16 protein-coding genes are annotated in these 21,640 nt (G+C 69.2%); 5 read left to right on the forward strand and 11 right to left on the reverse strand.

Annotation, left to right across the window (positions count from 1 at the left end; genetic code table 11):
- Positions 1-1,053, forward strand: a complete 1,053-nt coding sequence (locus OG707_RS09240) for a PDR/VanB family oxidoreductase (RefSeq protein WP_329116305.1) — start codon at positions 1-3, stop codon at positions 1,051-1,053.
- On the opposite strand, the gene OG707_RS09245 is transcribed toward OG707_RS09240, so the two are convergent.
- Both OG707_RS09245 and OG707_RS09250 read right to left on the reverse strand, forming a co-directional pair.
- The gene (locus tag OG707_RS09245; RefSeq protein ID WP_329116307.1) at positions 1,050-1,529 is read right to left on the reverse strand and encodes a carboxymuconolactone decarboxylase family protein; all 480 of its coding nucleotides are present in this window, start codon (positions 1,527-1,529) and stop codon (positions 1,050-1,052) included. The two genes, OG707_RS09240 and OG707_RS09245, sit on opposite strands and share 4 nt — an antisense overlap.
- Positions 1,526-2,608, reverse strand: coding sequence for an NAD(P)H-dependent amine dehydrogenase family protein (locus OG707_RS09250; RefSeq protein ID WP_329116310.1), 1,083 nt, complete (start codon positions 2,606-2,608; stop codon positions 1,526-1,528). The genes OG707_RS09245 and OG707_RS09250 overlap by 4 nt, the downstream gene beginning before the upstream one ends.
- A gap of 345 nt (positions 2,609-2,953) precedes the next feature.
- Here OG707_RS09250 and OG707_RS09255 point away from each other — a divergent pair, with 345 nt between their 5' ends.
- Positions 2,954-4,648, forward strand: coding sequence for a hypothetical protein (locus OG707_RS09255; protein WP_329116312.1), 1,695 nt, complete (start codon positions 2,954-2,956; stop codon positions 4,646-4,648).
- 108 nt (positions 4,649-4,756) lie between these two features.
- Positions 4,757-8,251 (forward strand): hypothetical protein, encoded by a 3,495-nt coding sequence (locus tag OG707_RS09260; RefSeq protein WP_329116314.1) that lies wholly within the window; start codon positions 4,757-4,759, stop codon positions 8,249-8,251.
- 31 nt (positions 8,252-8,282) lie between these two features.
- Here OG707_RS09260 and OG707_RS09265 read toward each other — a convergent pair whose 3' ends face one another.
- From OG707_RS09265 to OG707_RS09295, 7 genes are all read right to left on the reverse strand, one after another.
- A complete protein-coding gene (locus tag OG707_RS09265) occupies positions 8,283-8,744 on the reverse strand; it encodes a hypothetical protein (RefSeq protein ID WP_329116317.1) in 462 nt (153 codons plus the stop codon).
- A 78-nt stretch (positions 8,745-8,822) separates the two neighbouring features.
- Positions 8,823-11,867 (reverse strand): alpha-mannosidase, encoded by a 3,045-nt coding sequence (locus OG707_RS09270; protein ID WP_329116318.1) that lies wholly within the window; start codon positions 11,865-11,867, stop codon positions 8,823-8,825.
- Between the two features lie 31 nt (positions 11,868-11,898).
- Entirely contained in the window at positions 11,899-13,926 is a 2,028-nt protein-coding gene (locus OG707_RS09275) for an endo-beta-N-acetylglucosaminidase (protein ID WP_329116320.1), read from the reverse strand.
- Positions 13,927-13,951: 25 nt separating this feature from the next.
- The gene (locus tag OG707_RS09280; protein WP_329116323.1) at positions 13,952-15,211 is read right to left on the reverse strand and encodes a glycoside hydrolase 5 family protein; all 1,260 of its coding nucleotides are present in this window, start codon (positions 15,209-15,211) and stop codon (positions 13,952-13,954) included.
- Between the two features lie 43 nt (positions 15,212-15,254).
- A complete protein-coding gene (locus tag OG707_RS09285; RefSeq protein ID WP_329116325.1) occupies positions 15,255-16,124 on the reverse strand; it encodes a carbohydrate ABC transporter permease in 870 nt (289 codons plus the stop codon).
- Complete coding sequence (locus OG707_RS09290; protein ID WP_329116327.1) at positions 16,121-17,098, reverse strand: carbohydrate ABC transporter permease; 978 nt, start codon at positions 17,096-17,098, stop codon at positions 16,121-16,123. The genes OG707_RS09285 and OG707_RS09290 overlap by 4 nt, the downstream gene beginning before the upstream one ends.
- Positions 17,099-17,121: 23 nt before the next feature.
- The gene (locus OG707_RS09295) at positions 17,122-18,420 is read right to left on the reverse strand and encodes an ABC transporter substrate-binding protein (protein WP_329116329.1); all 1,299 of its coding nucleotides are present in this window, start codon (positions 18,418-18,420) and stop codon (positions 17,122-17,124) included.
- 267 nt (positions 18,421-18,687) lie between these two features.
- Between OG707_RS09295 and OG707_RS09300 the strand changes: the two genes are divergently transcribed.
- Together OG707_RS09300 and OG707_RS09305 are read left to right on the forward strand one after the other, a co-directional pair.
- The gene (locus OG707_RS09300) at positions 18,688-19,761 is read left to right on the forward strand and encodes a LacI family DNA-binding transcriptional regulator (RefSeq protein WP_329116331.1); all 1,074 of its coding nucleotides are present in this window, start codon (positions 18,688-18,690) and stop codon (positions 19,759-19,761) included.
- 38 nt (positions 19,762-19,799) lie between these two features.
- Positions 19,800-20,528 (forward strand): TetR/AcrR family transcriptional regulator, encoded by a 729-nt coding sequence (locus OG707_RS09305; RefSeq protein ID WP_329116333.1) that lies wholly within the window; start codon positions 19,800-19,802, stop codon positions 20,526-20,528.
- Here OG707_RS09305 and OG707_RS09310 read toward each other — a convergent pair.
- Both OG707_RS09310 and OG707_RS09315 read right to left on the reverse strand, forming a co-directional pair.
- Positions 20,501-21,235: a DUF4230 domain-containing protein gene (locus tag OG707_RS09310; RefSeq protein WP_329116334.1), complete on the reverse strand. Its 735-nt coding sequence runs from the start codon at positions 21,233-21,235 to the stop codon at positions 20,501-20,503. The genes OG707_RS09305 and OG707_RS09310 overlap by 28 nt on opposite strands.
- Positions 21,236-21,281: 46 nt before the next feature.
- Complete coding sequence (locus tag OG707_RS09315; protein WP_329116336.1) at positions 21,282-21,629, reverse strand: 5-carboxymethyl-2-hydroxymuconate Delta-isomerase; 348 nt, start codon at positions 21,627-21,629, stop codon at positions 21,282-21,284.
- Positions 21,630-21,640 lie beyond the last annotated feature (11 nt).

Here is a 21,640-nt window from a genome sequence, read left to right on the forward strand (position 1 = left end):
ATGCCGCGCATCCGTCACGTCGCCCTCGTAGCCGCCGCGGCGCTGCTCGCCCGGCAGGCCCTGCGCGGCCGGATCGCCCGCTCTCCGCTGTGGCCGATGCCGACGCTGGACGAGCCGATCTCGGGCCGGAACAAGCGGCGCCGGACACTCACCGCCACGATCACGGAGCGCACGACTCCGGCGGAGGGAGTCGTCCAACTCCGCTTGGAGGGCGACGACTTGCCCTCCTGGACGCCGGGTGCTCACATCGACGTGGTACTGCCGTCGGGCCTCGTCCGGCAGTACTCCCTGTGCGGCGACCCCGCCGAGCGGGGTGCGTACACGATCGCCACACGCCGCATCGAGGACGGGCGGGGCGGCTCGCGCGAGGTCCACGACGTACTCGACGAGGCGGACCAGGTGGAGATCCGCGGTCCGCGCAACCGCTTCCCGCTGGTGGAGGCGGAGTCGTACGTCTTCGTGGCGGGAGGGATCGGGATCACGCCGATCCTGCCGATGCTGCGGCAGCTGGACGCGGCGGGCGCGGAGTGGAAGCTGCTGTACTGCGGGCGGTCGCGCGCCACGATGCCGTTCCTGGACGAGGTCGAGAAGCTGGGCGCACAGGGCGACCGCGTCAGTGTCGTCGCCCAGGACGAACAGGGCTTCCCCGAGCTGGACTTCACGACGTCCCCCGGAGACGCGGCGTTCTACTGCTGCGGACCCGAGGGCCTGATGACGGCGGTCGCCGAAGCAGTCCCGGCGACGGCCGCCCTCCATCTGGAGCGCTTCACGCCGGGAGCGGCAGCCCCCGGCGGCGCCTTCGAGGTGGAGCTGCACCGCACGGGCCGTACGATCACCGTCCCCGCCGACAGCACAGTGCTCGCGGCCGTACGCGCGGAGCTGCCGAACGTCTCGTACTCCTGCGAACAGGGCTTCTGCGGCACCTGCCAACAGCGCGTCCTGGCAGGCGACATCGACCACCGCGACGAGCTGCTGACGGACTCCGAGCGCGACGACTCGATACTGATCTGTGTGTCGCGCTGCAACGGGGAGCGCCTGGTCCTGGACCTCTAGACCTTCGGGAGTACGCAGACGGAGTCGAGCCCCAGCACGTGGTTGAGCCGCCCGAACGCCAGCCAGGACCCGATGCTCATGCTGAGCTCGACGATCTCGACCTGGCTGTAGTGGGCGGTCATCCGCTCCCAGAACTCGTCGTCGAGGTTGTGGTGGTCGAGTGCGTACCGCTCGGCGTACTCGGCGGCCAGCCGGGTGCGGTCGTCGAAGACGTCGGCGGTACGCCACTCGGCCACCGCGTCGTCGAACCCCTCCTCGACCTTCTCGCCGTCCTTCTCGGTCCGCCAGTCGAGGCAGAACACACACCCGTTGATCTGCGCGATGCGCAGCCTGGCCGCCTCGAACTCGCGCAGACCGAGGGTGGTGTGGGCGTACACGGCGAGGGAGAAGTTGGCTGCGGCCATGCCGATGCCGGGGACCATGTCGCCCCACACGTAGGGGATGGGCTCCTCGCCCTCGGGGATCTCGATAATCACGAGGACTTCCTTCCAAGCCTGCCGACTGCGGGGCGCAGCGGGACGTCGAGTGCGTCGTAGAGTCCGGGCTTCGCGTCCGCGAGCCAGTCGATGGCGCCGACGAGGCGCCCGACGGCGGTGGCGTTGCCGCCCGCGGACCGGTTCTCGCCCTCGTCGGTGGCTTCGACGCTGACCTCGATACGGGGGCGCCCCTCGATGACGACGCGGTGGGCGCCGTCGCCGCCGTCGGGCGGGACGGGCCAGTCGGGGGCGCAGGAGGGGTGGATACGGGTGACGTGCTCGATGACGATGCGGGGCTCGCCGTCCACGATCCCCTGGACCTCGAAGCGGACGGCGCCCTGGGTGCCGGCCTCGAAGGTACCCATGGTGCGGGTGGTGACGGTGGTTTCGAGGGGGCGCCGGGCCATGGTCTCGCGTATCTCCTCGACCTCGACGCCGAGTGCGCGGGCCATGAGGCGGATCTGGCCGCCCCAGACCATGGTGGGGATGGTCTCGGCGAGCATGAGGGGCTCGTACTCCATGGGGTGCCCCATGCCGATGAGATGGCGGACGGAGTCTTCCTGCTCGTACGTCGAGTAGTCGAAGATCTCCTGGCACCGGACGGCGTCGATGACGGTCCCCAATCCGCTGACCAGCAGCGGCAGTACGTCGTTGCCCCAGCCGGGGTCGACGCCGGAGACGAAGAGGGACCCGCCGCCCTCGGCGACGGCGGCCAGCACAGGGTCCCTGAACTCGGCGGGGGCGCTGAGCTGGTCGTAGAGGGCGTAGAGCGCGGGCGTGACGACGACGGCCCCCGCGCGGACGGACCGTACGACGTCGTCGAGGGCCTCGCCGGGCCGGATGTCGCCGGAGGCGGCGTAGACGACGGCGCGGGGCTGGGAGCCGAGCACCGCCTCGATGTCGTCGGTGGCGGCGACGCCCAACTCGCGGTCGAGCCCTGCGAGTTCACCGGCGTCACGCCCGACCTTGTCGGCGTTGTGGACGATCACGGCGGCGAGCGTGAGGGCCGGATGGGCCGCCACGGCACGGATAGCGGCGCGACCGACGTTGCCCGTACCCCAGACCACGGTGGGAATCATGCGCGGAGGGTAGCGAGAGGGCTCAAAGGTTCCTAGTGCCGTGCCGGAGGAATCTCCGGGCACCGCGGTCCGCCGTGTGGCCAGGCGCCCCCCAGGACCCAGCGGGCGCATTCCGCATTACTGCGCACCATTGACAGGCCGGGAAATTGAACAGATCACGACGCGATGATCGCGCTTTTCGACTCTTGACAGTCAAGTTGAGCAGCAGTAATTTCATCAACGCAATAGGGACGGGGAATCTTGGGCGGGCACTGGGGGGCACGGCCGGAATCCATCGGGCTTTTTTATCGATGTCGCATTTCGATAGCCATTGAGCTCTTCCACTTCGGCCAAGGTCGTGACCCGATGACTGCACAGAAGTCCTATCTCTCCTCACCGAAATTCGGCTACGACTTTGTCGTCGCCACCACACAGGCCAGCATCAACGCGACGATGAAGGCGTTCCTCTCCGGACTCACCCAGCCTGTCGTCACGGTCTGCTATGTCGCGGATCAGATGGGCAATCCGGTGGAGATCGACTACGCCCAGCTCAAGAAGAACGCCCACGACTCGGACCCCTTCGCCGTCCCGGCCAATGCCGACCCGAGCTCCAGCAAGGACATCCGCAATCTCATCGACGCCCGGTTCATGATGGGGTTCCGCGCCCAGATCGGGCTGCCGCCGGGGCTCGCGCCGGGCAGCATCCCGGACATCGTGACGCTCGGCAGCAACACCGCGTCCGTCACGTACAACCTGATGTGCTCCAAGTTCTCGTTGGTGAAACTCACCCCGGGCGGCGGCTATTCACCCCCCTCGTGGTTCAGCCAGTCGCAGCCCGCCGGGAACCCCTGGATCTTCCAGTCGAAGGTCGACCTCAGGCTCTCCAACACCCCGACGACCGCGTACGGGAAGCTGCCGCCGGCCGTCCAGGCGCAGATCAAGAATCTTGGTTCCGCCGCGTTCACGGTCCAGCAGCTGCTGTTCGACCTCGACAATGCGGCCCTGGAATCGATCCCGACGATAAAGGGAGTTCCGCCGGGCGACCCGCTGTACTCCATTCTCCAGCAGTTCTTCCTCGGAGCCTATTTCGCGAAGATGCGGGCGAACGGCTCCCCGGTGCTCGGCTGCACCATAAAGGAGACGAAGGCTCCGACCTCGACGCTCACCCTCACCGACCTCAATCTGGAGGTCGCGCCGTTCCTCGGCACCAACAACCAGCCGATCCTCAATCCGACGCCCGCACAACAGGATCTGGCCACCCTGAACTATCTGTGTGCGGCCGACGGAAACATACTTCCCTCCGCCGCGCTCTTCGACTGGAACTGGGTCGAGCAGGCCGAGCAGGCCGATTTCGACGGCGTGGTCGCCATCAACCGCAACACCTTCGCCAACTACTTCCGCCACCAGCTGGCGCCGTACGTGCCCAGCAACTGCTATCTGCCGACGGTCCGGGTGACGTACGACGCGGGCAAGGTGCAGACCAACTACGCCTGGAGCATGACATCGGGCCAGACCCCGACCGTCACCATGCCCCTGAGCGGACCCACGGTGCTGACGTTCCACTACGGCGCCGACTCCGTCGACCAGGCCGGTCTCAACGGCGACCTGGGCAAGATGCAGATCCGCCCGTCGTACGACGTCCAGGTCTCGTTCAGCGGGAAGACCATCAAGGTCGTGCAGCACCTGGTCGTCTATCTGTACGTCAGGAGCCTGGCCACGTCGACCGACGGCAACGTCGTGGACCTGACCGTCACCGACACCTACGCGCTCTCCATCGGCCAGGACGGCCGGCTCGCGGCGACCCTCACCACCACCAAGCAGGACGACTCGAAGAACCCGTCCGTCGACCCGTTCCTGAACTTCTGGACCGACCTCAACAAGATCATCACCGGGGTCGAGAACTGGCTGCGGGCCGTCATCTCGCCGAACCTGAAGGCCATGCCGGTGACCGCCGCCCAGAACTTCGTGTTCCCCGGGGGCCGGACCTTCGCCTTCAAGTCCGCAGGGTTCTCCGACTACGGCGACCTCATCTCGCGCATCACGTACACCGACCCGAGCTGAGCCGAGCCGAGCCGAGCCGATCCAAGCAGGCGAACGACCCTGCACTCCACCGCAGTTCACGCCCCGGGCAGCCGTGCTGCCCGGGGCTCCCCGACGGGACTGGTATCGATGAGCACTTACTCCCTGGCCTACTCCAGCGAACTCATGCAGAACTATCTGCAGGCCGAAATCCTGGCCCCGGACGCGAAGTTCGAGGCCCTCCAGGCGCAGGGCGGCAGCTCGCTGCTGTTCTCGCTCGGTACGGACCACGCGCTGTACCTGACCAGGGAGGTCCCGCAGGCGAGGAGCGGGTGGAAGCGCTCCGACCTGAGCACCGCACAGATCCGCAAGGACTTCGCCGGCCGGACCGGCGTCACCTGCAAGGACTTCGCCACCGCCCAGGCCGCCACCGCCGTCTCCGGCGCGGCCCCTGTCCACCTGGCGATGGTGCTCTCCGACGCCCAGAACGACCGCCTCTACCTGAGCCTCGACAACTCGGACTCCCCCGCCGCCTGGGACAAGGCGCCGGCCTGGACGGCGTATCCGTTCGACGACCCGGCCCACCCGCTCGCCCAGGTCAGGATCGCCGGCGTACTCATCGGCGAGGCGACCGACGCGGAGTACATCGTGGCGGACGTCATCCGCAATCCCGCCGCCGCCCAGCCACTGGTCTTCCGCTACTACATCGACCCGGCCCGCACCGGCGGCTACGCCTGGCACCCGCACGACCTCGCGATCGACCTGGCCCCCGGGAAGTACTCCAGCTGTCTGGGCCGCAGGGCCGGGCAGTACGTGGACGGTCTCTACACCATCGGTCAGGTGGCCGGCACGCCCCAGTTCATGTACCAGCCGCTGTACAACGTGTTCAACCCCAAGGTCTCCGCACCGCCGAGCCTGTTCACCCTGCCCGGGAAGCGGACACCGGAGGCCATCGCCACCTGCCGCAATGCCGACAACTCATCGGACCTGTACATCACTTCGGGCGGCACGCTCTACTACATGGCCGGCGGCGCCCAGCAGAGCGGCACCGTCGCCACCCCGCTGTTCAGCAGTCCGCGGTTCAACGGGGTCCGCAGTCTGTTCGCCGCGACCGACGGCGGCGACAGCGTCATGGTCTGGGGGCTCAACGCCAGCAACGAGGTCTTCTTCACCACGTGCCAGTCGTCGCAGGTGACGACCGGGGCGCTCGGCTGGAGTGTGCCGCTGCCGATCCTCACCGGCGCGGAACAGATCTCGCCGTATCTCGACCGGGCGAACAGCGCGGGCACCTTCTTCGCGCACACCGGGCAGAACAAGCTGACCAAGGCCGTGAAGTCGCCCGCCACCGGCATGTGGTCGTTCAGCGACATCACCCTGGACCCGCCGAACGGCAACGCACCCGCCCGGAGCTTCACCTCGTACACCACCCAGGTGCGCGTGACCGACGCCGTCGGTCAGCCGGCGGCCGCTGTGCCGCTCACGATCACGGCCACCAACGTCACGGCGGTGCGGATCAATTACCTGCACTACGTGATCGGCCCGACGCCCGTCCAGGTGCCGACGGACGCACTGGGGACCGTCACGATCGTCGAGCCGGTGGACACCGTGGCCGGCACCAGGCTGTCGGTGTCGGCGGGCGGGGTCCGCGCCGAGATCAATCCGATGGACAAGGCGTTCAAGAAGGCCGTCGCGCTCAACACGCCCGCGCTGCTGACCGGCGCCACCATCATCCGTCCGAACGGCACCACCAAGAAGCTGGTGCCTACGGGGGCGAGTGCGGCGGCCCTGCAGACCGTGGCATCCGCCAACTCCCGTCTGGGGCAGGCGTACGCGGGCCTGCCGGCCGCCCTCGCCGCCGCCGGTCTGCGGTCTCAGGTCGCCACCACCGGGCAGAGCCGGAGCACCGCCGCCGTGACGTCGCTCGGCAGCCCCGCCTCCATCCTGGTCGACGCCGGAGACCTGTTCAGCTGGCTCGGCGAACAGATCGGGGGCGGCCTGACGTACGTCGTCCAGCTGATCGAGGACGGAGCCACCAAACTGTGGAACTTCGTCGTCACGATCGCGGGCGAGGTCTACCAGTGCGTCCTCGACTCCGTGGAGGCGGTCGTCTCCGCCGCCCAGTGGCTCTACTCGCAGCTCAAGACCGGGCTCGCCGACCTGCTCGACTACCTGAAGTTCCTGTTCGAGTGGAACGACATCACCCGCACCAAGAACGTCATGGCCCATCTCACCAAGGTGTACCTGAACTACCAGGTCGAACAGATCGAGGTCGTCAAGGGCGAGTTCGACCACATGATCGCCAGCATGGAGCAGGCGATCGGCAAGTGGGCGGGCGTCGGCGGCTGGGCGGGGCTCGGCGCCGACGGCAACGCGACGCCCAGCAGCAAGTCCACTCCCAACGCGCAGCACAGCGCCCCCGGTTGGCTGCTGGCCCACCATTACGAGAACAACGGGACGGCGCTCACCCAGGTCAAACCCCTGCCGCCGGTGACGCCCTCGCCCAATCCCATCACCGTGCTGATCGAGGCGGTGAAGAGGGAGGGCACGGTCATCGGTGACACGGTCACCCGGCTGCAGTCCCTCGCGGCCGACTTCGAGAGCAGGCCGCTGCTCGAGACGCTCAAGAAGCTCGTGGCGATCCTGGCCGATCTGGTCCTGGAGAGCGCGCGGACCGTCATCGACGCCCTCTTCGACGTCCTGTACGACATCGCCAAGGCCGCGGTGAAGCTCCTCGACACCCCGATCCACATCCCGGTGGTCTCCGACATCCTCAACAGCTTCGGCGTACCGGACCTGTCCTTCCTCGACCTCGCCTGCTGGGTCGCCGCCGTGCCGGTGACGCTGGCGTACAAGGTCGCCAAGGGCAAGGCCCCGTTCCCGGACAACGCCGACACCACCTTCCTGATCGGCGTGACGGACTACCCGACGCTGCTCAACGCCTTCCAGCCGAAGCAGATCACCGGGCAGGCCACCCCGCGCGCCATGGCGACGGCGGCGGCCGCCGGGCCGATCGCCATCTCCGCGACCACCGCCACGGCGGTCCACATCGCGGGGCACGGGTTCTCCGGGTTCAGCGCGCTGTTCGGCGGCGGTCTGGTCTCCGCCTTCGAGGCCGCCCAGGAGACCGGGGACAACCCCTGGGCCATTCCGTCGGCCGTGCTGGGCGTGATCGGCGGGGTGTCGGGGGGTCTGGCCAACTCGGTGGCCAACTATGTGGTCCCCAACGACCCGATCGACAACCCGTACGTGTCGGCGGTGGCCACCGCCACCACCGCCGTCCGCATCCTGTGCAAGCTCGTCTTCTCGGGCCCCGCACAGGCCAAGTTCGCCACCACGGCCCGGCTCGGCAGCCTGGCCGTCGCCGACGGCCGGGGGGTCGGCGCCATCGTCGACGCCGTGCTGGTGATCCCCTCCCTGGCCTGCAGCGCCTACCACTTCTACGAGCTGTCGCAGAAGCCGGCCGGCTCCCCGCGGAGCATCGCGATCGTGGACGAGACCAGCACCCTCACCAACGACATCTCCCGCATCAGCTACGCGGTCGCCGTCAACACCGAGGAGATCCCCAAGGCGGTCGCGATCGGCGTCATGGTCGGCGCCAACATCTGCACGGGCGGCCTGCAGATCGCGGAGTGCGCGATGGTCTGACTCCTGCCGGGTCTGGGCGAGCACGGACAGTTCAGGCCCGGTCCGGCTCCTTCCGGAGGAGTTCCTCGGCCGAGCAGTCGGAGTCGGGGTCCTCCACCAGACAGAGGCTGACCCCCTTGTCGTCCTCGCGGATCAGGGCCGACAGGAGGCAGGGGTCGTCCTCGGCGTCCATGTCCAGAGCGATGGTGTCGCCGCTGGTCAGTGTTTCGTCGCCGAACGAGCCGCCGTGCTCGTTCGGCGCGGTGAAGAAAATCCAGCGGCCGGCCACCACGTCAGGACAGTGCGTCCCACCCAACAGCCCCTTCTTCATGCTCGTCCCCGACATGGTGCGATCGGCCCCCAGGTACAGGTGCGCACCCGTGGGGCTGCTCCACGCACCCACGAGCTCCGACTGGTCGACCACGGCCGCCGGACCGCCCGGCGACACACAGGCCGTGCAGACCCACAACAGCCCGGCCGCGAGAGCCGCCGCCCGAAGCCCCGAAATCCTCATGCGCCCCCGCCCTCCGAATATCTGAACGCGTTCAGAATAGTGGGCGGGGCCGGGCCCTGGGACTTCGGGGCCCACCGGTCAGCTTGCGTCGTGGCGGACGCCCAGCCGCAGCGTCACCAGCTCGAACGGCCGCAGGCTCAGCGCGACCGTCCCCTGCTCCACCGCATACGCGGGCGCCTCCGCGAGGGGGCGCTCCAGCAGGTCCGTCGCGACCACCGAGCCGGCCGGGAAACCGAGCCGCAGAACGGTCTTGGCACGGCCGCCGCCCGCTTCGTAGAGCCGTACGACCACATCGCCCGAGCCGTCGTCGGCCAGCTTGACCGCGCTGATCGCGACCGCTTCGTCGTCCACCGTCGCCAGGGGCTCGACCTCCGCGTCCCCGGCGACACGGCGCTCGGGCACGTTGATACGGAATCCCTCGCGGACCGCGTCGACCACGCTCGCGCCGGGCGCAAGCGCGTAGCGGAAGCGGTGGACGCCCTGGTCGGTCTCCGGGTCGGGGAAGCGCGGGGCGCGCAGCAGCGAGAGACGGACGGTGGTGGTCGTGCCGGAGTCGGAGGCGCGGACCGTACGGGTCACGTCGTGGCCGTACGTCGAGTCGTTGACCAGTGCCACGCCCCAGCCGGGCTCCGCCACGTGCACGAAGCGGTGGTTGCAGGCCTCGAACTTGGCCGCCTCCCAGCTGGTGTTGGTGTGGGTGGGGCGGTGGAGGTGGCCGAACTGGGTCTCCGCCGCGTACCGCTCGGCGTGGACGTCGACGGGGAAGGCGGCCTTGAGGAACTTCTCCGTCTCGTGCCAGTCGACCTCGGTGTCGATGTCGAGGCGCCGCTCGCCGGCGGCCAGGGTCAGGACCTGGGTGGCGCGGGATGCGCCGAAGGACCGTACGACCTCGATCGAGACGGCGGCCGGGGAGTTGGCGGTGACCTTGACCGAGTCGGTGTCCGTCAGGTCGGTGACGACGTTGCGGTAGAACTCGTCGACGTCCCAGGCGTCCCACATGTTCGGGAAGTCGGGGTGGATCTGGAGGAGGTTCGCGGCCGCGCCCGGGGCGACGGTCTCGCGGTCGTTCGCGATGTCGTACGCGGAGACCACCAGGCCCCGGTCGTCGATCTCGATCCGCAGCAGCCCGTTGTCGAGTACGTGACCTCCGCCGGGCCGTGCCGTCAGGGTGACCTCCCCGGTGACCGCGGCCCGTCCCGCGCCGCCTGCCGCGATTCCCGAGCGGGTGTGCGCCGCCGCGTTGAACACGATCTCGGAGCCCGCGCCGGCGTCTCCGGCGAGCGCCGTCTGGGCCGCCGCGATGATCGCGCCGAGCTCCTCGGCGACCGCCGCGTACGTCTTCTCCGCCTCGCGGTGCACCCAGGCGATGGAGGAGCCGGGCAGGATGTCGTGGAACTGGTGGAGCAGGACCGTCTTCCAGATGCGGTCCAACTCGGCGTAGGGATAAGGGAATCCGGTCCGTACCGCAGCGGTCGCCGCCCACAGTTCGGCCTCGCGCAGCAGGTGCTCCGAGCGCCGGTTGCCCTGCTTGGTCTTGGCCTGGCTGGTGAGCGTGGCGCGGTGCAGCTCCAGGTAGAGCTCGCCGACCCAGACCGGCGGTTCGGGGTATTCGGCCTCGGCCTTGGTGAAGAACTCGGCCGGGGTCTCCCACGTCACCTTCGCCGAGCCCTCCAGGTCGGCCATCCGTCGCGCCTTGGCGATCATCTCGCGCGTGGTGCCGCCCCCGCCGTCGCCCCAGCCCGTCGGCGCGAGGGAGTGCTTGGCGACGCCCTTGTCCTTGAAGTTCTTTCCGGCGTGGGCGATTTCACGGCCGAGCATGGAGCAGTTGTAGGTGTCGACGGGCGGGAAGTGCGTGAAGATCCGGGTCCCGTCGATGCCCTCCCAGGTGAAGGTGTGGTGCGGGAACTTGTTGATCTGAGACCACGAGATCTTCTGGGTGAGCAGCCACTTGGAGCCCGCCGCCTTGATGATCTGCGGCAGTCCGGCGGCGAAGCCGAAGGTGTCGGGCAGCCAGGCCTCGTCGTTCTCGATGCCGAACTCGTCGAGGAAGAACCGCTTTCCGTGCACGAACTGGCGGGCCATCGCCTCCGATCCCGGCATGTTGGTGTCGGACTCGACCCACATGCCACCGGCCGGCACGAAGCGGCCTTCGGCGACGGCCTTCTTGACCTTCGCGTACACCTCGGGGCGGTGCTCCTTGATCCAGGCGTACTGCTGGGCCTGGGACATGGTGAAAATGAACTCCGGCTCGTCCTCCAGGAGCGAGGTCATGTTCGACGTCGTACGCGCCACCTTGCGGACCGTCTCGCGCAGCGGCCACAGCCAGGCGGAGTCGATGTGGGCGTGGCCGACGGCGCTGATGCGGTGGGCGGAGGCGTCGGCGGGGGCCGAGAGGACCTCGGTCAGTTCCGTACGGGCAGCAGCCGCCGTGCCGTTGACGTCCTGCAGGTCGACCGCGTCCAGGCAGCGGTTGACGGCGCGCAGGAGCTCCCAGCGGCGGCCGGACTCGACGGGCAGCTCGTGCATCAGCTCGCCCACGACCTCCAGGTCCTGGATCAGCTCCCAGACCTCGGTGTCGAAGACGGCCAGGTCCATGCGCTCCAGGCGGTACTGCGGTGTGTCGCCCGCCGTCGCCTTGTCGCCGAGCTGGGTCGGCTGGAAGGGCTTGTAGTCGAGGAGTACGGGGTTGGACGCGGCCTCGACGTGCAGTTCGACCTGCTCGCCGCCTTGCGCAGGGGCGCCGATGCGCACCCACTGGTTGCGCGGGTTGAGGCCCTTCACCGGGGTGCCGTCGGGGCGGTAGACCAGGCCCTCGCACTGGAAGCCCGGCATGTTTTCGTCGAAGCCCAGGTCGAGGAGGGCCTCCACGGTCTTCCCCGCCCACTCGGCCGGGACCTCACCCGTGATCTTGAACCAGGTGGTCGCCCACGGAGCCCCCCATGCATCGCCGACCTTCACCGGGGCGTGTGTCGCGGCGAGGCCTTCGGCCACCGGCACCGGCTCGCCGGGGGCGACCCAGGCCTCGACCTGCAGCGGCACCGACGCGGGGTACACGGCGGGGCGGATGCGCTCGTCGAGCACGCGCTTGAGGCGGGCCTCGACGAGGGCGCGGTCGTCATGCATGAGGGGACTCCGTATCTGTGGTGCTGGGGTCTTACCAGGGGTGGGTGACGGTGACCGGTTGTGAGGTGGTGAACAGCTCGCCCACGGCGCGCAGTTCGAAGGTGACGGCGCTCTCGCCCTGCACTGCGGTGAGCCCCTTCACATAGGCGGCTGTTGCACACGTCCCCGTGAGGAAGGTCCGTGTGCCGTCCTTGAGGACGCGGTAGAGCTCGTACTGGCGTACGTGCCCGGATGCACCCTGCCACGACAGGCGGAACTGCCCGTCGCCGGAGGCCTTGTCGACCGTGAGCGCGGTCGGCGCCGCCACCTGCTCGTCGGCGTCCTTCACCAGGAGCGCGCCGAGGCGCCACTTCACGGCGCCGGGCCCGGTGAGCCGTACCGCGAGGCCGTGGATCGTGCCGGTGCCGAGCGAGGAGAGCCGGACCGTGGCCTGCGACCAGGCGCCGGCGCTCACGGTGCCTGCGGGCAGGAAGGAGTACGTCAGCGGATCACCGGGGTTGGCGGGTTCGTTCAGGGCGACGCCGACCTCGACCGTGACCGACCCGGAGGCCGCGCGCTGGGCGAGCGTCACCGTGGTCGCTGCGCTCAACGGGAGCCGGGTGCCGTGCAGTTCGACGACGACCGGTGCGTTCAGCGTGCCGTCGACGAGCAGGCTGGAGCCGCCGTGCCAGGCGTCCTCGAAGTCCAGGGTGACCGAGGGGCGGGTGCCAGTGGTGCGGGTGACCCAGCGGCGGCCCGGGAGCCGGTCCTGGACGCCGAGCTGGTTCCAGGCGGCGGTCGAGCGCACGGTCCCGCCGTCGTACCAGGCGAGCCCGTGCCCGGTGTTGAAGCTGCAGCCGAACGGCAGCTCCGACACGGTCGAACGGTCGGCGACCGCGGTGGCCGGGGCGCGCCAGGCGCCGGTGGATGCGCGTGACGGGTCGAGCGACGTACCGGTCCAGAACTGGTCGTCGGCGGCGTGGAATTGGCCGGGTGTGCTGCCTGCGGCCAGGTGCTTGTACGTCCACTCCGGCCGGTAGAAGCCGTACGACGTGGTGTGTGCGCCGCTCGTCGGGATCACGGCGTCCCAGTTCACGGACGTGCTCCAGCCGTTCGACTCGACGTCGACTCCGGCCCACAGGTCGTAGCGGCTGCGCCCCAGGCTCTCGGCGAGCTGCGCCGACGAACTCAGCCCGGACGCCGACCAGTTGAAGTTGACGAAGAAGGTGTCGGACCGGGTGAAGAAGTCCTGGTTCTGGGCATTGAGCTGGTTCTGCCAGGAGACCGCACCGGACTTCACCATCGAGTCGTACCAGTCGATCCGCAGCCCGTGCGCCGACCCGAGCCGCTTCAGCTCCGCGAGGAACGCCAGCATCTGCGTGGCGAGCGCGGTGTCGCCGCCGGAGGTCTCGGCGTTGACGAACCAGCCGTCGAAGCCGTACGCGACGGCGACGTCCACCAGCTTCTGGGCGATCGGGAAGGTGCCGTCCGCGGCCTTCTGCACCAGGTCGCGGGTCCACTGCAGCTGGCCGCCGTACGCGGTCGGCGGCATGAAGATGTTGCCGAGGACGGTGACGCCGTGGCGGTGCGCGGCGTCCACGACCGGGGCGTTCGGCGCGAGGACGATGCCCTCGCCGGACGACCCGCCCCAGAAGACCAGTTCGTCGATGTACGCCCAGTGGGTCAGGGCGTAGTAGGCGGCGGTGGCGCCGCCCTGGGAGGGGTTGCCCGCGGTCGGGTCGAAGGAGACCAGGGAGGTGATACGGGCCTGGTCGGTACGGGCCGTCGTGTTGACCGGGGTCGGTGTGAAGCGCGGGGCGAGCGGCGTGGTCGAGCGGTTGAAGGCGAGGTCCGCGTCGCCCGCAGGCGTCCAGGACTTCAGCGAACGCCAGGTGATCCCCGCGCCCGGGGTGCCGGACGGCAGGTTCTGCGGGAACCAGTAGGAGGCGTACGGCTGGAGGTTCGCTGCAGCCTGGGGCGCTGCGGAAGCGGACCCGGTGAGGGGCGGCGCGAGCAGGGCCGCGGCCGCGCCGGCGGTGCTCAGTACGACGGTGCGCCGAGTGGGGGGCGTGCGGGTCATGGCTGTTTTCTCCTTGCGGTGGGAGTCAGTCGACCTCTTCGGGGGTGACCACCGTGGTGATGCCACGGGCGGCCAGGTGCTGTGCGTCGTGCGCGTGCTCGGCCAGGACCACGGCGGGGCGTACGCCCTGGGCCGTGAGTGCCGTCCAGGCCTCGAAGAAGGCGCCGCCGGGGGCGCAGGTGGCGCGGGCCGGCGACGCGAGGGTGCCACCCGTGTCCACGACGAGCGCGGTCGTACGCGGCTGCGGCTTGTGCTCGCGGCCGCGCCACTCCTCGACGACGCGCGCGATGGCCGCGCCGGCCGGCTTGACCTGGCGGTCGTTGGTCAACAGGCCGAGGCTGTACTCGAGTTCGGGGAAATCCGCGAGGTCGCGCGAGACGTCGTGCGAGCACCACCAGGTGACGCCCCACACGTCCTCGCAGTCCAGGGCGTTCGCGATGGTCCGCTCGGTGAAGTGGGCGGCGTGCTCGGCGGGGATGTGCGGGGCCGGGGCGCCGACCTCCTGCAGCCAGATCGGGCGGTCCGGGTCGGTGTGCCAGGCCCTGGCCAGTTCGATCAGATACGCGGCGTGGTGCTCCGTCGCCGTCCCCGTACGGCCGTGGCGCTGCGCGGTGCCGTTGAACACCCAGGAGTGCACGGCGGTCGCAGCACCCAGACGGGCGGCCTGGGCGGGCGTGAAGGGCTGCCCGTCCTGGTACCAGGTGGCGTCGTACTCGGCGTGCAGATGGAACTTCCCCGGCGCGCCCGCCTCGCACGCGGCGAGCATCCGCTCCAGCCAACTCCCCGCCTGCTCCTGGGAGATGCGGTCGGGATCGGGGTGCGGGTCGTGCGAGAACTGGTTGATCTCGTTGCCGATGGTCATGCCGATGAAGTTCGGCCGGTCGGCGAGCGCGGCGGCCAGGGTGCGCAAGTACTCCTCCTGCGCGGCGATCACCTGGGGGTCGGCGAAGAGGTTGCGTCGGTGCCAGGTCTGCGTCCACGCGGGCAGGAAGTCGAAGCTGGACAGGTGTCCCTGCAGGCCGTCCACGTTGACGTCGAGGCCGCGCTCGGCGGCCGCGTCGGTGAGCTGGACCAGCTGCTCGACGGCCTTCGGCCTGATCAGGGTGCGGTTGGGCTGGAAGAGGGGCCACAGCGGGAAGACCCGGATGTGGTCGAGGCCCAGACCGGCGATCGAGTCGAGGTCGGCGCGTACGGCATCGAGGTCGAAGTCGAGCCAGTGGTGGAACCACCCCTGGGAGGGGGTGTAGTTGGCGCCGAAGCGGAGCGATCGGTTGGCGTCGGGCATGGTGGAGTCCTTGCGTGTGCGTGCGTACGAGATCAGGTGAAGCTCAGCCCTTGACCGCTCCCTCACCCACTCCGCGGAAGAAGTAGCGCTGCAGACAGGCGAAGAGCACGATCAGCGGGGCGACGGCGATGATCGTCCCGGCGGCGACCAGGCGCTGGTTGTTCGCGAAGGTGCCGTGCAGATAGTCGAGGCCGATGGTGAGCGTGAATTTGGACTGGTCGTTCAGGACGATCAGCGGCCAGAGGAAGTCGTCCCAGGCGCCCATGAAGGAGAAGATCGCGACGACGGCGACGGTTCCCTTCACGGCGGGCAGCGCGATTTTGGTGAACCGCTGCCAGGCGTTGGCGCCGTCGCAGTAGGCGGCCTCTTCGATCTCGTACGGGATGTTCGAGAAGGCGTTGCGCATCAGCAGCACGTTCAGGGCGCCGATGCAGCCGGGCAGGACCACGGCGGTCAGGGTGTTGGAGAGCTGCAGGTCCCGCATGGTCAGGAACTGGGCGATGATGATCGACTCGACCGGCACCAGCATGGCCACCACGAACGCCCCGGCGGCGATCGCCCGGCCCCTGAACTTCAGCCGGGCCAGGGCATATCCGGCGAGCGCCGCACCCACGCAGTTGGTGAGGACGTTGGCGACGGCCACCTTGAGCGAGTTGAGCGCGAAGTCCCAGACGGGGATGAGGTCGGCGACCTTCTCGTAGTTGCCGAAGGTCGGGTGGGAGGGCAGCAGCTTGGGCGGATAGCTGTAGATGTCCTCGCTCGGGCCCTTCAGGGAGGTCGACAGCTGCCAGAGGAACGGGCCGACCAGGACCGCGAACACCGCGAGCAGCAGCAGATAGCGCAGCACCAGCTGCCACACGGGCGGGCGCCGGCCGCCCTCGGCTGCGAACTTCGCCTTGATCCGGGACCTCATGCGTCCTCCTTCCGGTCGGCGCGCAGCACGAGCAGCATCAGGCCGAGGGTGATGACGAAGACGACGACGGACAGGGCCGAGGCGTAACCGACACGTCCGGTGAGACCGGTGCCGACCTGCTTGATGAGCATGACGAGCGTGGTGTCCTCGCCGCCGGGGCCGCCGTTGGGCCCGGCCATCAGATAGACCTCGGAGAACACCTTGAAGGCGTTGACGGCGGAGAGGGCTCCGACGAGGACCATGGTGGAGCGGACGGCGGGGACGGTGACGGTGAAGAACCGGCGTACCGGACCCGCTCCGTCGACGGCACACGCCTCGTGCAGTTCGCGCGGTACGTTCCCGAGCGCCGCCATGTAAACGATCATGTAGTAGCCGAGGCCCTTCCAGACCGTGACCAGCATGGCGCTGATGAGCAGCAGCCACTGGTCGCTGAGGAAGGAGACCGGCCCGACCCCGATCGCGCCGAGCACGGCGTTGACCAGGCCGCGGTCGTCGAGCATCCAGACCCAGATCAGGCCGACCACGACGACGGAGGCGACGACGGGCGTGTAGAAGGCGGAGCGGAAGAAGCCGATGCCGGGGAGGTACTTCTGCACCAGCATCGCGAGGAGCAGCGGCAGGATCACCAGGAGCGGTACGACGCCGACCATGTAGAGCAGGCTGTTGCGCAGCGCCGTCCAGAACATGTCGTCGTGGATCAGCTCCTGGTAGTTCGCGCCGCCGACCCACTGGCCCGCGATGAGGGTGCGCTGATCGGTGAAGGAGCTCTTGACCGTCGAGAGGAACGGGAAGAGGACGAAGCTCCCGGTGATCACGAGGCCCGGCAGCAGGAACAGCCAGGGGGTGCTGGGCAGATGGGTGCGGACGCCCGTGCGGCGGCCGGCGCCGCGGGCCTTGCGGGGGGTGGCCGGGGAGCCGGCGGCCGGTGCGGTCCCGGCTGCCGGCTCGCCGCTCCCCGTCGAAGTGACGGTCATGTTCTCGGTTCCTGAGCTGCCGTTCAGCCGGCCTGCTGGAGGAGCTTGTCGCACTCGGCGACAGCGTCGTCCATGGCCTGCTTCGGGGACTTCTTGCCCTGCATGGCCTTGGCGACCTCGTTCTTCAGCGCCGTCTTCATCTGCTCGCTGAAGACCGCCGGGGTGTAGTTCACCGCGGTCTTGAGCGCCTTGGCGGCGGCGACGCGGACGCGGCCCTCGTCGGTCCCGCCGTCCTGGCTGAAGTACGGGTCGTCCAGGCTGCCTGCGGTGGACGGGAAGATCGCCACCTTGTGCGCGAACGCCATCTGGTTCTGCGCGTCGGTCACCCAGTGCGCGAACTCCACGGCGGCCGGCTTCACCTTGGACTGGGAGTTCACCATCAGCCCCTGGACGTACATGTTGTCCTTGCCGGTGTTGTTCACCGCGGGCGTGATGCCGATGTTCTTGTACAGGCTCGGGGCGTCGGTCTTGTACTTCGCGAGGTCGCCCGCGCCGCCCGGGTTCATGGCGATGGACTGCTGCTGGAACTTGCGGCCCGCGGACTCGGACACGCTGGTCAGGGCGCCGGAGTCGAGCGCCTTGGCGTCGTACAACTCCTTGTACTTCTCGACCAGTTCGATGCCCTTGGGCTCGTTGAAGGTGAACTTCGACATGTCGTCGTTCATCAGCTTCACGCCGTAGCGGCCGAAGTCCTCGACGGCCGGGGCGTTGGCGAGCATGGCGATCTTGCCCTTGCTCTGGGACGCCATCGTCAGGGAGTCCTTGAAGAGCTGGTCGTAGGACGTCGGGGGCTTCTCGGGGTCGAGGCCCGCGTCCTTGAAGAGCTTCTTGTTGTAGAACATGGGCCCGGTGTTGAGGTACCAGGGGAAGGCGTACGTGCCCTTCTTGCCCGGCATCTGGTGGCTGGTCCAGGCGCCGGGGAGGTAGTCGGCCTTGTACTTGGCCGCCGCCTCGTCGAGGTTGAGCGCGAGGCCCGCCTTGGCGAGGGGGGTCGCCAGGTCGGGGGCGACGTTCACGACGTCGGGGAGCGTGTTGCTCGCGGCCTGGGCGCTGAGCTTGTCCGCGTAGCCCTCGGCCGGCTGGTCGACCCACTTGACCTTGACGTCCGGGTACTTCTTCTCGAACGAGGCGATGACGCCGTCGAAGTAGTCCTTGAAGTTGGTCTTCAGGTTCCACGTCTGGAACGTGACGGTGCCCTCGACCTTGCCGGACGCGTCGCTGGAGCTGCCGCCCGACCCCCCGGAACCCCCGCAGGCGGTCATGGCGAGTGCCGATGTGATGGCGATGGCCGTGGCTGTGGCTGCTCTACGGGATATCCGCATGGCCGGGGCTCCTTTGCTCGGACCTGTCCAGAGAATGTGGGTGCCGCCACGACCTGGGGAAGTCGGAGAAAAGGCGTTCCCCAAAGGGCCTGATGGAGCGGGGTGTTGCTCTCCCCGGCGGCGCGGCGATGACGCTACTTAAGCGTTTTAGTAGATGTCAATGGCCGGGGTCCATATTTCCGCCCGTTGACAGACCGCGCGGAAACGATGAAGCTGTAACCACTAATGCGCTTTAGTCAGTTGAGCAGTAACCGCGGAGGAGAACCGATGACACCGCCCAGCGGCGACGGCGGCGCCAGGTCCACTCCCCTGCGCAGGCCCACGATCAAGGACATCGCGCGCCGCGCGGGCGTCTCCGAGAGCGCGGTCTCCTTCGCCCTCAACGGGCGGCCCGGTGTCTCGCAGAGCACCAGGGACCGCATCCACCGGGTGGCGGAGGAGCTGGGGTGGCAGCCCAACAGCGCCGCCCGCGCCCTGTCCGGAGAGCTGTCGGGCTGCGTCGGCATGGTCCTGGCCCGGCCCGCGCACACCCTGGGCGTCGAGTCGTTCTTCCTGCAACTCGTCTCCGGAGTGCAGGAGGTGCTCGCCTCGCGCAAGGTCGCCCTGCTCTTCCAGGTCGTCGAGGACATCGACACCGAGTGCGCGGTCTACCGCCGCTGGTGGGCCGAGAAGCGCGTCGACGGCGTCCTGGTGGTCGACCCGCGCGCCCACGACCCCCGCCCCGAACTCCTGGCCTCGCTGCACCTGCCCGCCGTTGTCGTCGGCGCGCCCGCCCCCGGCGAGGAATCACCGCACATCTCCACCGTGTGGGCCGACGACTCCGCCGCCATGGCCTCGGTCCTCGCCCATCTGCACGGACTCGGGCACCGCAGGATCGTGCACGTCGCCGGCATGGCGGGCCTCGCCCACACCGAGCGCCGCATCCGCTCGCTGCGCACCGAGTCGGAGCGGCTGGGCTTCGAGGGCAGCCGCTCGGTCACCACCGACTACTCCGACGCGGAGGGCGCCGAGGCGACCCGCCGCATCCTGGACGAGCCGAACCCTCCGACCGCGATCGTGTACGACAACGACGTGATGGCGGTGGCAGGCTCGGCCGTCGCGGCCGAACGCGGCATCCCCGTACCGGACCGCCTGTCGGTGGTGGCCTGGGACGACTCGCCCCTGTGCCGCGTCACCCACCCCACGCTCACGGCCCTGGTCCGCGACACCTCGGGCTTCGGCCGCCTGGCCGCCCAGGAACTGCTCGACCGCCTCGACGGCGGCCCGGTCCGCAGCATCCAGGCCGAACTCCCCCACCTGGAACCCCGGGAGAGCACGGCTCCACCCGCGAAGGACGCCTGACCGGAAGGGCCCGTTCGCGCAATCGGTAGGCTGTTCGTATGACCACCGGGGTGCGCCGCAGGATGGGCGTCGAAGAGCGCAGGCAGCAGCTGATCAGTGTGGCGTTGGAGCTGTTCAGCCATCGCTCCCCCGATGACGTCTCCATCGACGAGATCGCCGCCGCCGCCGGGATCTCGCGGCCGCTCGTCTACCACTACTTCCCTGGCAAGCAGTCCCTCTACGAAGCCGCCCTGCGCCGCGCCGCCGACGAGCTCGCCGAGCGGTTCGTGGAGCCGCGTGAAGGGCCGCTGGGGGCGCGGCTGTTGCGGGTCATGGGGCGGTTCTTCGACTTCGTCGAGGAGCACGGGCCCGGGTTCAGCGCGCTCATGCGCGGCGGGCCCGCCGTCGGGTCCTCCACCACCAACGCCATGATCGACGAGGTGCGGCACGCCGCCTACCTGCAGATCCTTTCCCATCTGGGGACGGGAGAGCCGCCCGCCCGGCTCCAGTTGGTCGTCCGCTCCTGGGTCTCCCTCGCCGAGTCGACCGCGCTGATCTGGCTCGACGGGCGGCGCATCCCGCGCGCAGAGCTCGAGTTGCAGCTCGTGCACGACTTCGCGGCGCTGGCCGCCGTGAGTGCCGCGTACGACGACGAGATGGCCGGCATCGTGGTGCGGATCCTGGCCGAGGAGCCCGCCGACGGACCCTTCGGGGATCTGCTCGGGCGGCTCGCGGCGCTCGGCGGCGGAATCGTTCCCGCTCAGCGCGCGGCGGGGCCCGCGTCGTAGAGGACGGTGACGTCCTTGAAGCCCAGGGAGTGCAGCAGCCCCTGGAGCATGGCGGTCGTGTTCTTCTCGGCGCGCGGGGCGAGTCCGCTGTCCTTCGCCGCCTCGCCGATGTGCTTGGCCGCCAGGGACTGGACGGCCCGCTCGCTGTTGGGGTTGTCGGAGAAGAAGTCGCCCAGCCGGTCGAGCAGACCCCGCTGCTTGGACACCGCGTACGAGCGGTCCGGGTCCAGGGTCGGCTTGTCGAGGGTCGCGTGCGGCAGGTGGAGCGTGGCCTGGGTGCGCTCCTTGTTCATGGTGACGTTGCCCTTGGTCACCTTGCCCAGGTCCACCGCCGCGCCGACGCTGCCCGCGCCCACGTACAGCGTGCGCGAGCCCTTGACCGCGTCCGGGAGGAACTTCGCGTCCTTCTCCAGGTCGACGACGACCTGGAAGTTGCCGGACGCCGCCTCGTAACGGCTCATGTCCTGGATCGACTTGAGGAGCGCCGGGCCCGTCCGGTCCTGCGTCTTCTCGCCGAAGACATCCGCCCATCCCGGCAGGAAGTCGAGCTTCGACGCGGTGAAGAGCAGGGCGAACACGACGACGACGGCCATCGGCAGTTTGAACCACCAGGACGGCCCGGGGCGTCGCGCGCGCTCCTGCTTCGTCTGCGGCTGGGGCTGAGGCTGCGGTTGCGGTTCGGTCCGCTGCGATTCGGTCCGTGTCATGGAGTCCGGGTTCCCCCGGACTCCATGACCACTCAACGAACTGGGGTCAGATCTTCCGGTACGAGGCGTCCAGGTCACGCGTCTCGGCAGAGATGTGCAGCGTGAGGTCCGTGGGCTTGATGTGCTGCTGTACGAGCGCGAGCACCGCCTCCGTCAGGGCCGCCTTCGCCTCGTCGGTACGGCCCGGAAGCAGCCCGATCCCGATGTGCACGATCGCGTCCTGCCCCTCGCCGTCACCGGCCGTGAACTCCTGCACCGGGCGAAAACGCGTCTTGCAGGCGGGGATACGGGCGGCGACGGTCTCCACGACGACCGGGTGCAGGGCGAGCGCGAAGCCGCGGCGGTCGAACGACCCGTCGAGGGTGTCGGAGTAGTCGACGGTGATCTGCGGCATGGGGGCTCCTC

The organism is Streptomyces sp. NBC_01465 (genome assembly GCF_036227325.1).
In the GTDB taxonomy this organism is placed as follows: Bacteria; Actinomycetota; Actinomycetes; order Streptomycetales; family Streptomycetaceae; genus Streptomyces.

Bases quoted from the DNA above. Each gene is read 5' to 3' on its own strand.
- OG707_RS09295 (WP_329116329.1), bottom strand. From the start codon at position 18,420: ATGCGGATATCCCGTAGAGCAGCCACAGCCACGGCCATCGCCATCACA.
- OG707_RS09280 (WP_329116323.1), bottom strand. From the start codon at position 15,211: ATGCCCGACGCCAACCGATCGCTCCGCTTCGGCGCCAACTACACCCCC.
- OG707_RS09260 (WP_329116314.1), top strand. From the start codon at position 4,757: ATGAGCACTTACTCCCTGGCCTACTCCAGCGAACTCATGCAGAACTAT.
- OG707_RS09250 (WP_329116310.1), bottom strand. From the start codon at position 2,608: ATGATTCCCACCGTGGTCTGGGGTACGGGCAACGTCGGTCGCGCCGCT.
- OG707_RS09265 (WP_329116317.1), bottom strand. From the start codon at position 8,744: ATGAGGATTTCGGGGCTTCGGGCGGCGGCTCTCGCGGCCGGGCTGTTG.
- OG707_RS09270 (WP_329116318.1), bottom strand. From the start codon at position 11,867: ATGCATGACGACCGCGCCCTCGTCGAGGCCCGCCTCAAGCGCGTGCTC.
- OG707_RS09300 (WP_329116331.1), top strand. From the start codon at position 18,688: ATGACACCGCCCAGCGGCGACGGCGGCGCCAGGTCCACTCCCCTGCGC.
- OG707_RS09290 (WP_329116327.1), bottom strand. From the start codon at position 17,098: ATGACCGTCACTTCGACGGGGAGCGGCGAGCCGGCAGCCGGGACCGCA.
- OG707_RS09285 (WP_329116325.1), bottom strand. From the start codon at position 16,124: ATGAGGTCCCGGATCAAGGCGAAGTTCGCAGCCGAGGGCGGCCGGCGC.
- OG707_RS09255 (WP_329116312.1), top strand. From the start codon at position 2,954: ATGACTGCACAGAAGTCCTATCTCTCCTCACCGAAATTCGGCTACGAC.
- OG707_RS09240 (WP_329116305.1), top strand. From the start codon at position 1: ATGCCGCGCATCCGTCACGTCGCCCTCGTAGCCGCCGCGGCGCTGCTC.
- OG707_RS09315 (WP_329116336.1), bottom strand. From the start codon at position 21,629: ATGCCGCAGATCACCGTCGACTACTCCGACACCCTCGACGGGTCGTTC.
- OG707_RS09275 (WP_329116320.1), bottom strand. From the start codon at position 13,926: ATGACCCGCACGCCCCCCACTCGGCGCACCGTCGTACTGAGCACCGCC.
- OG707_RS09305 (WP_329116333.1), top strand. From the start codon at position 19,800: ATGACCACCGGGGTGCGCCGCAGGATGGGCGTCGAAGAGCGCAGGCAG.
- OG707_RS09310 (WP_329116334.1), bottom strand. From the start codon at position 21,235: ATGACACGGACCGAATCGCAGCGGACCGAACCGCAACCGCAGCCTCAG.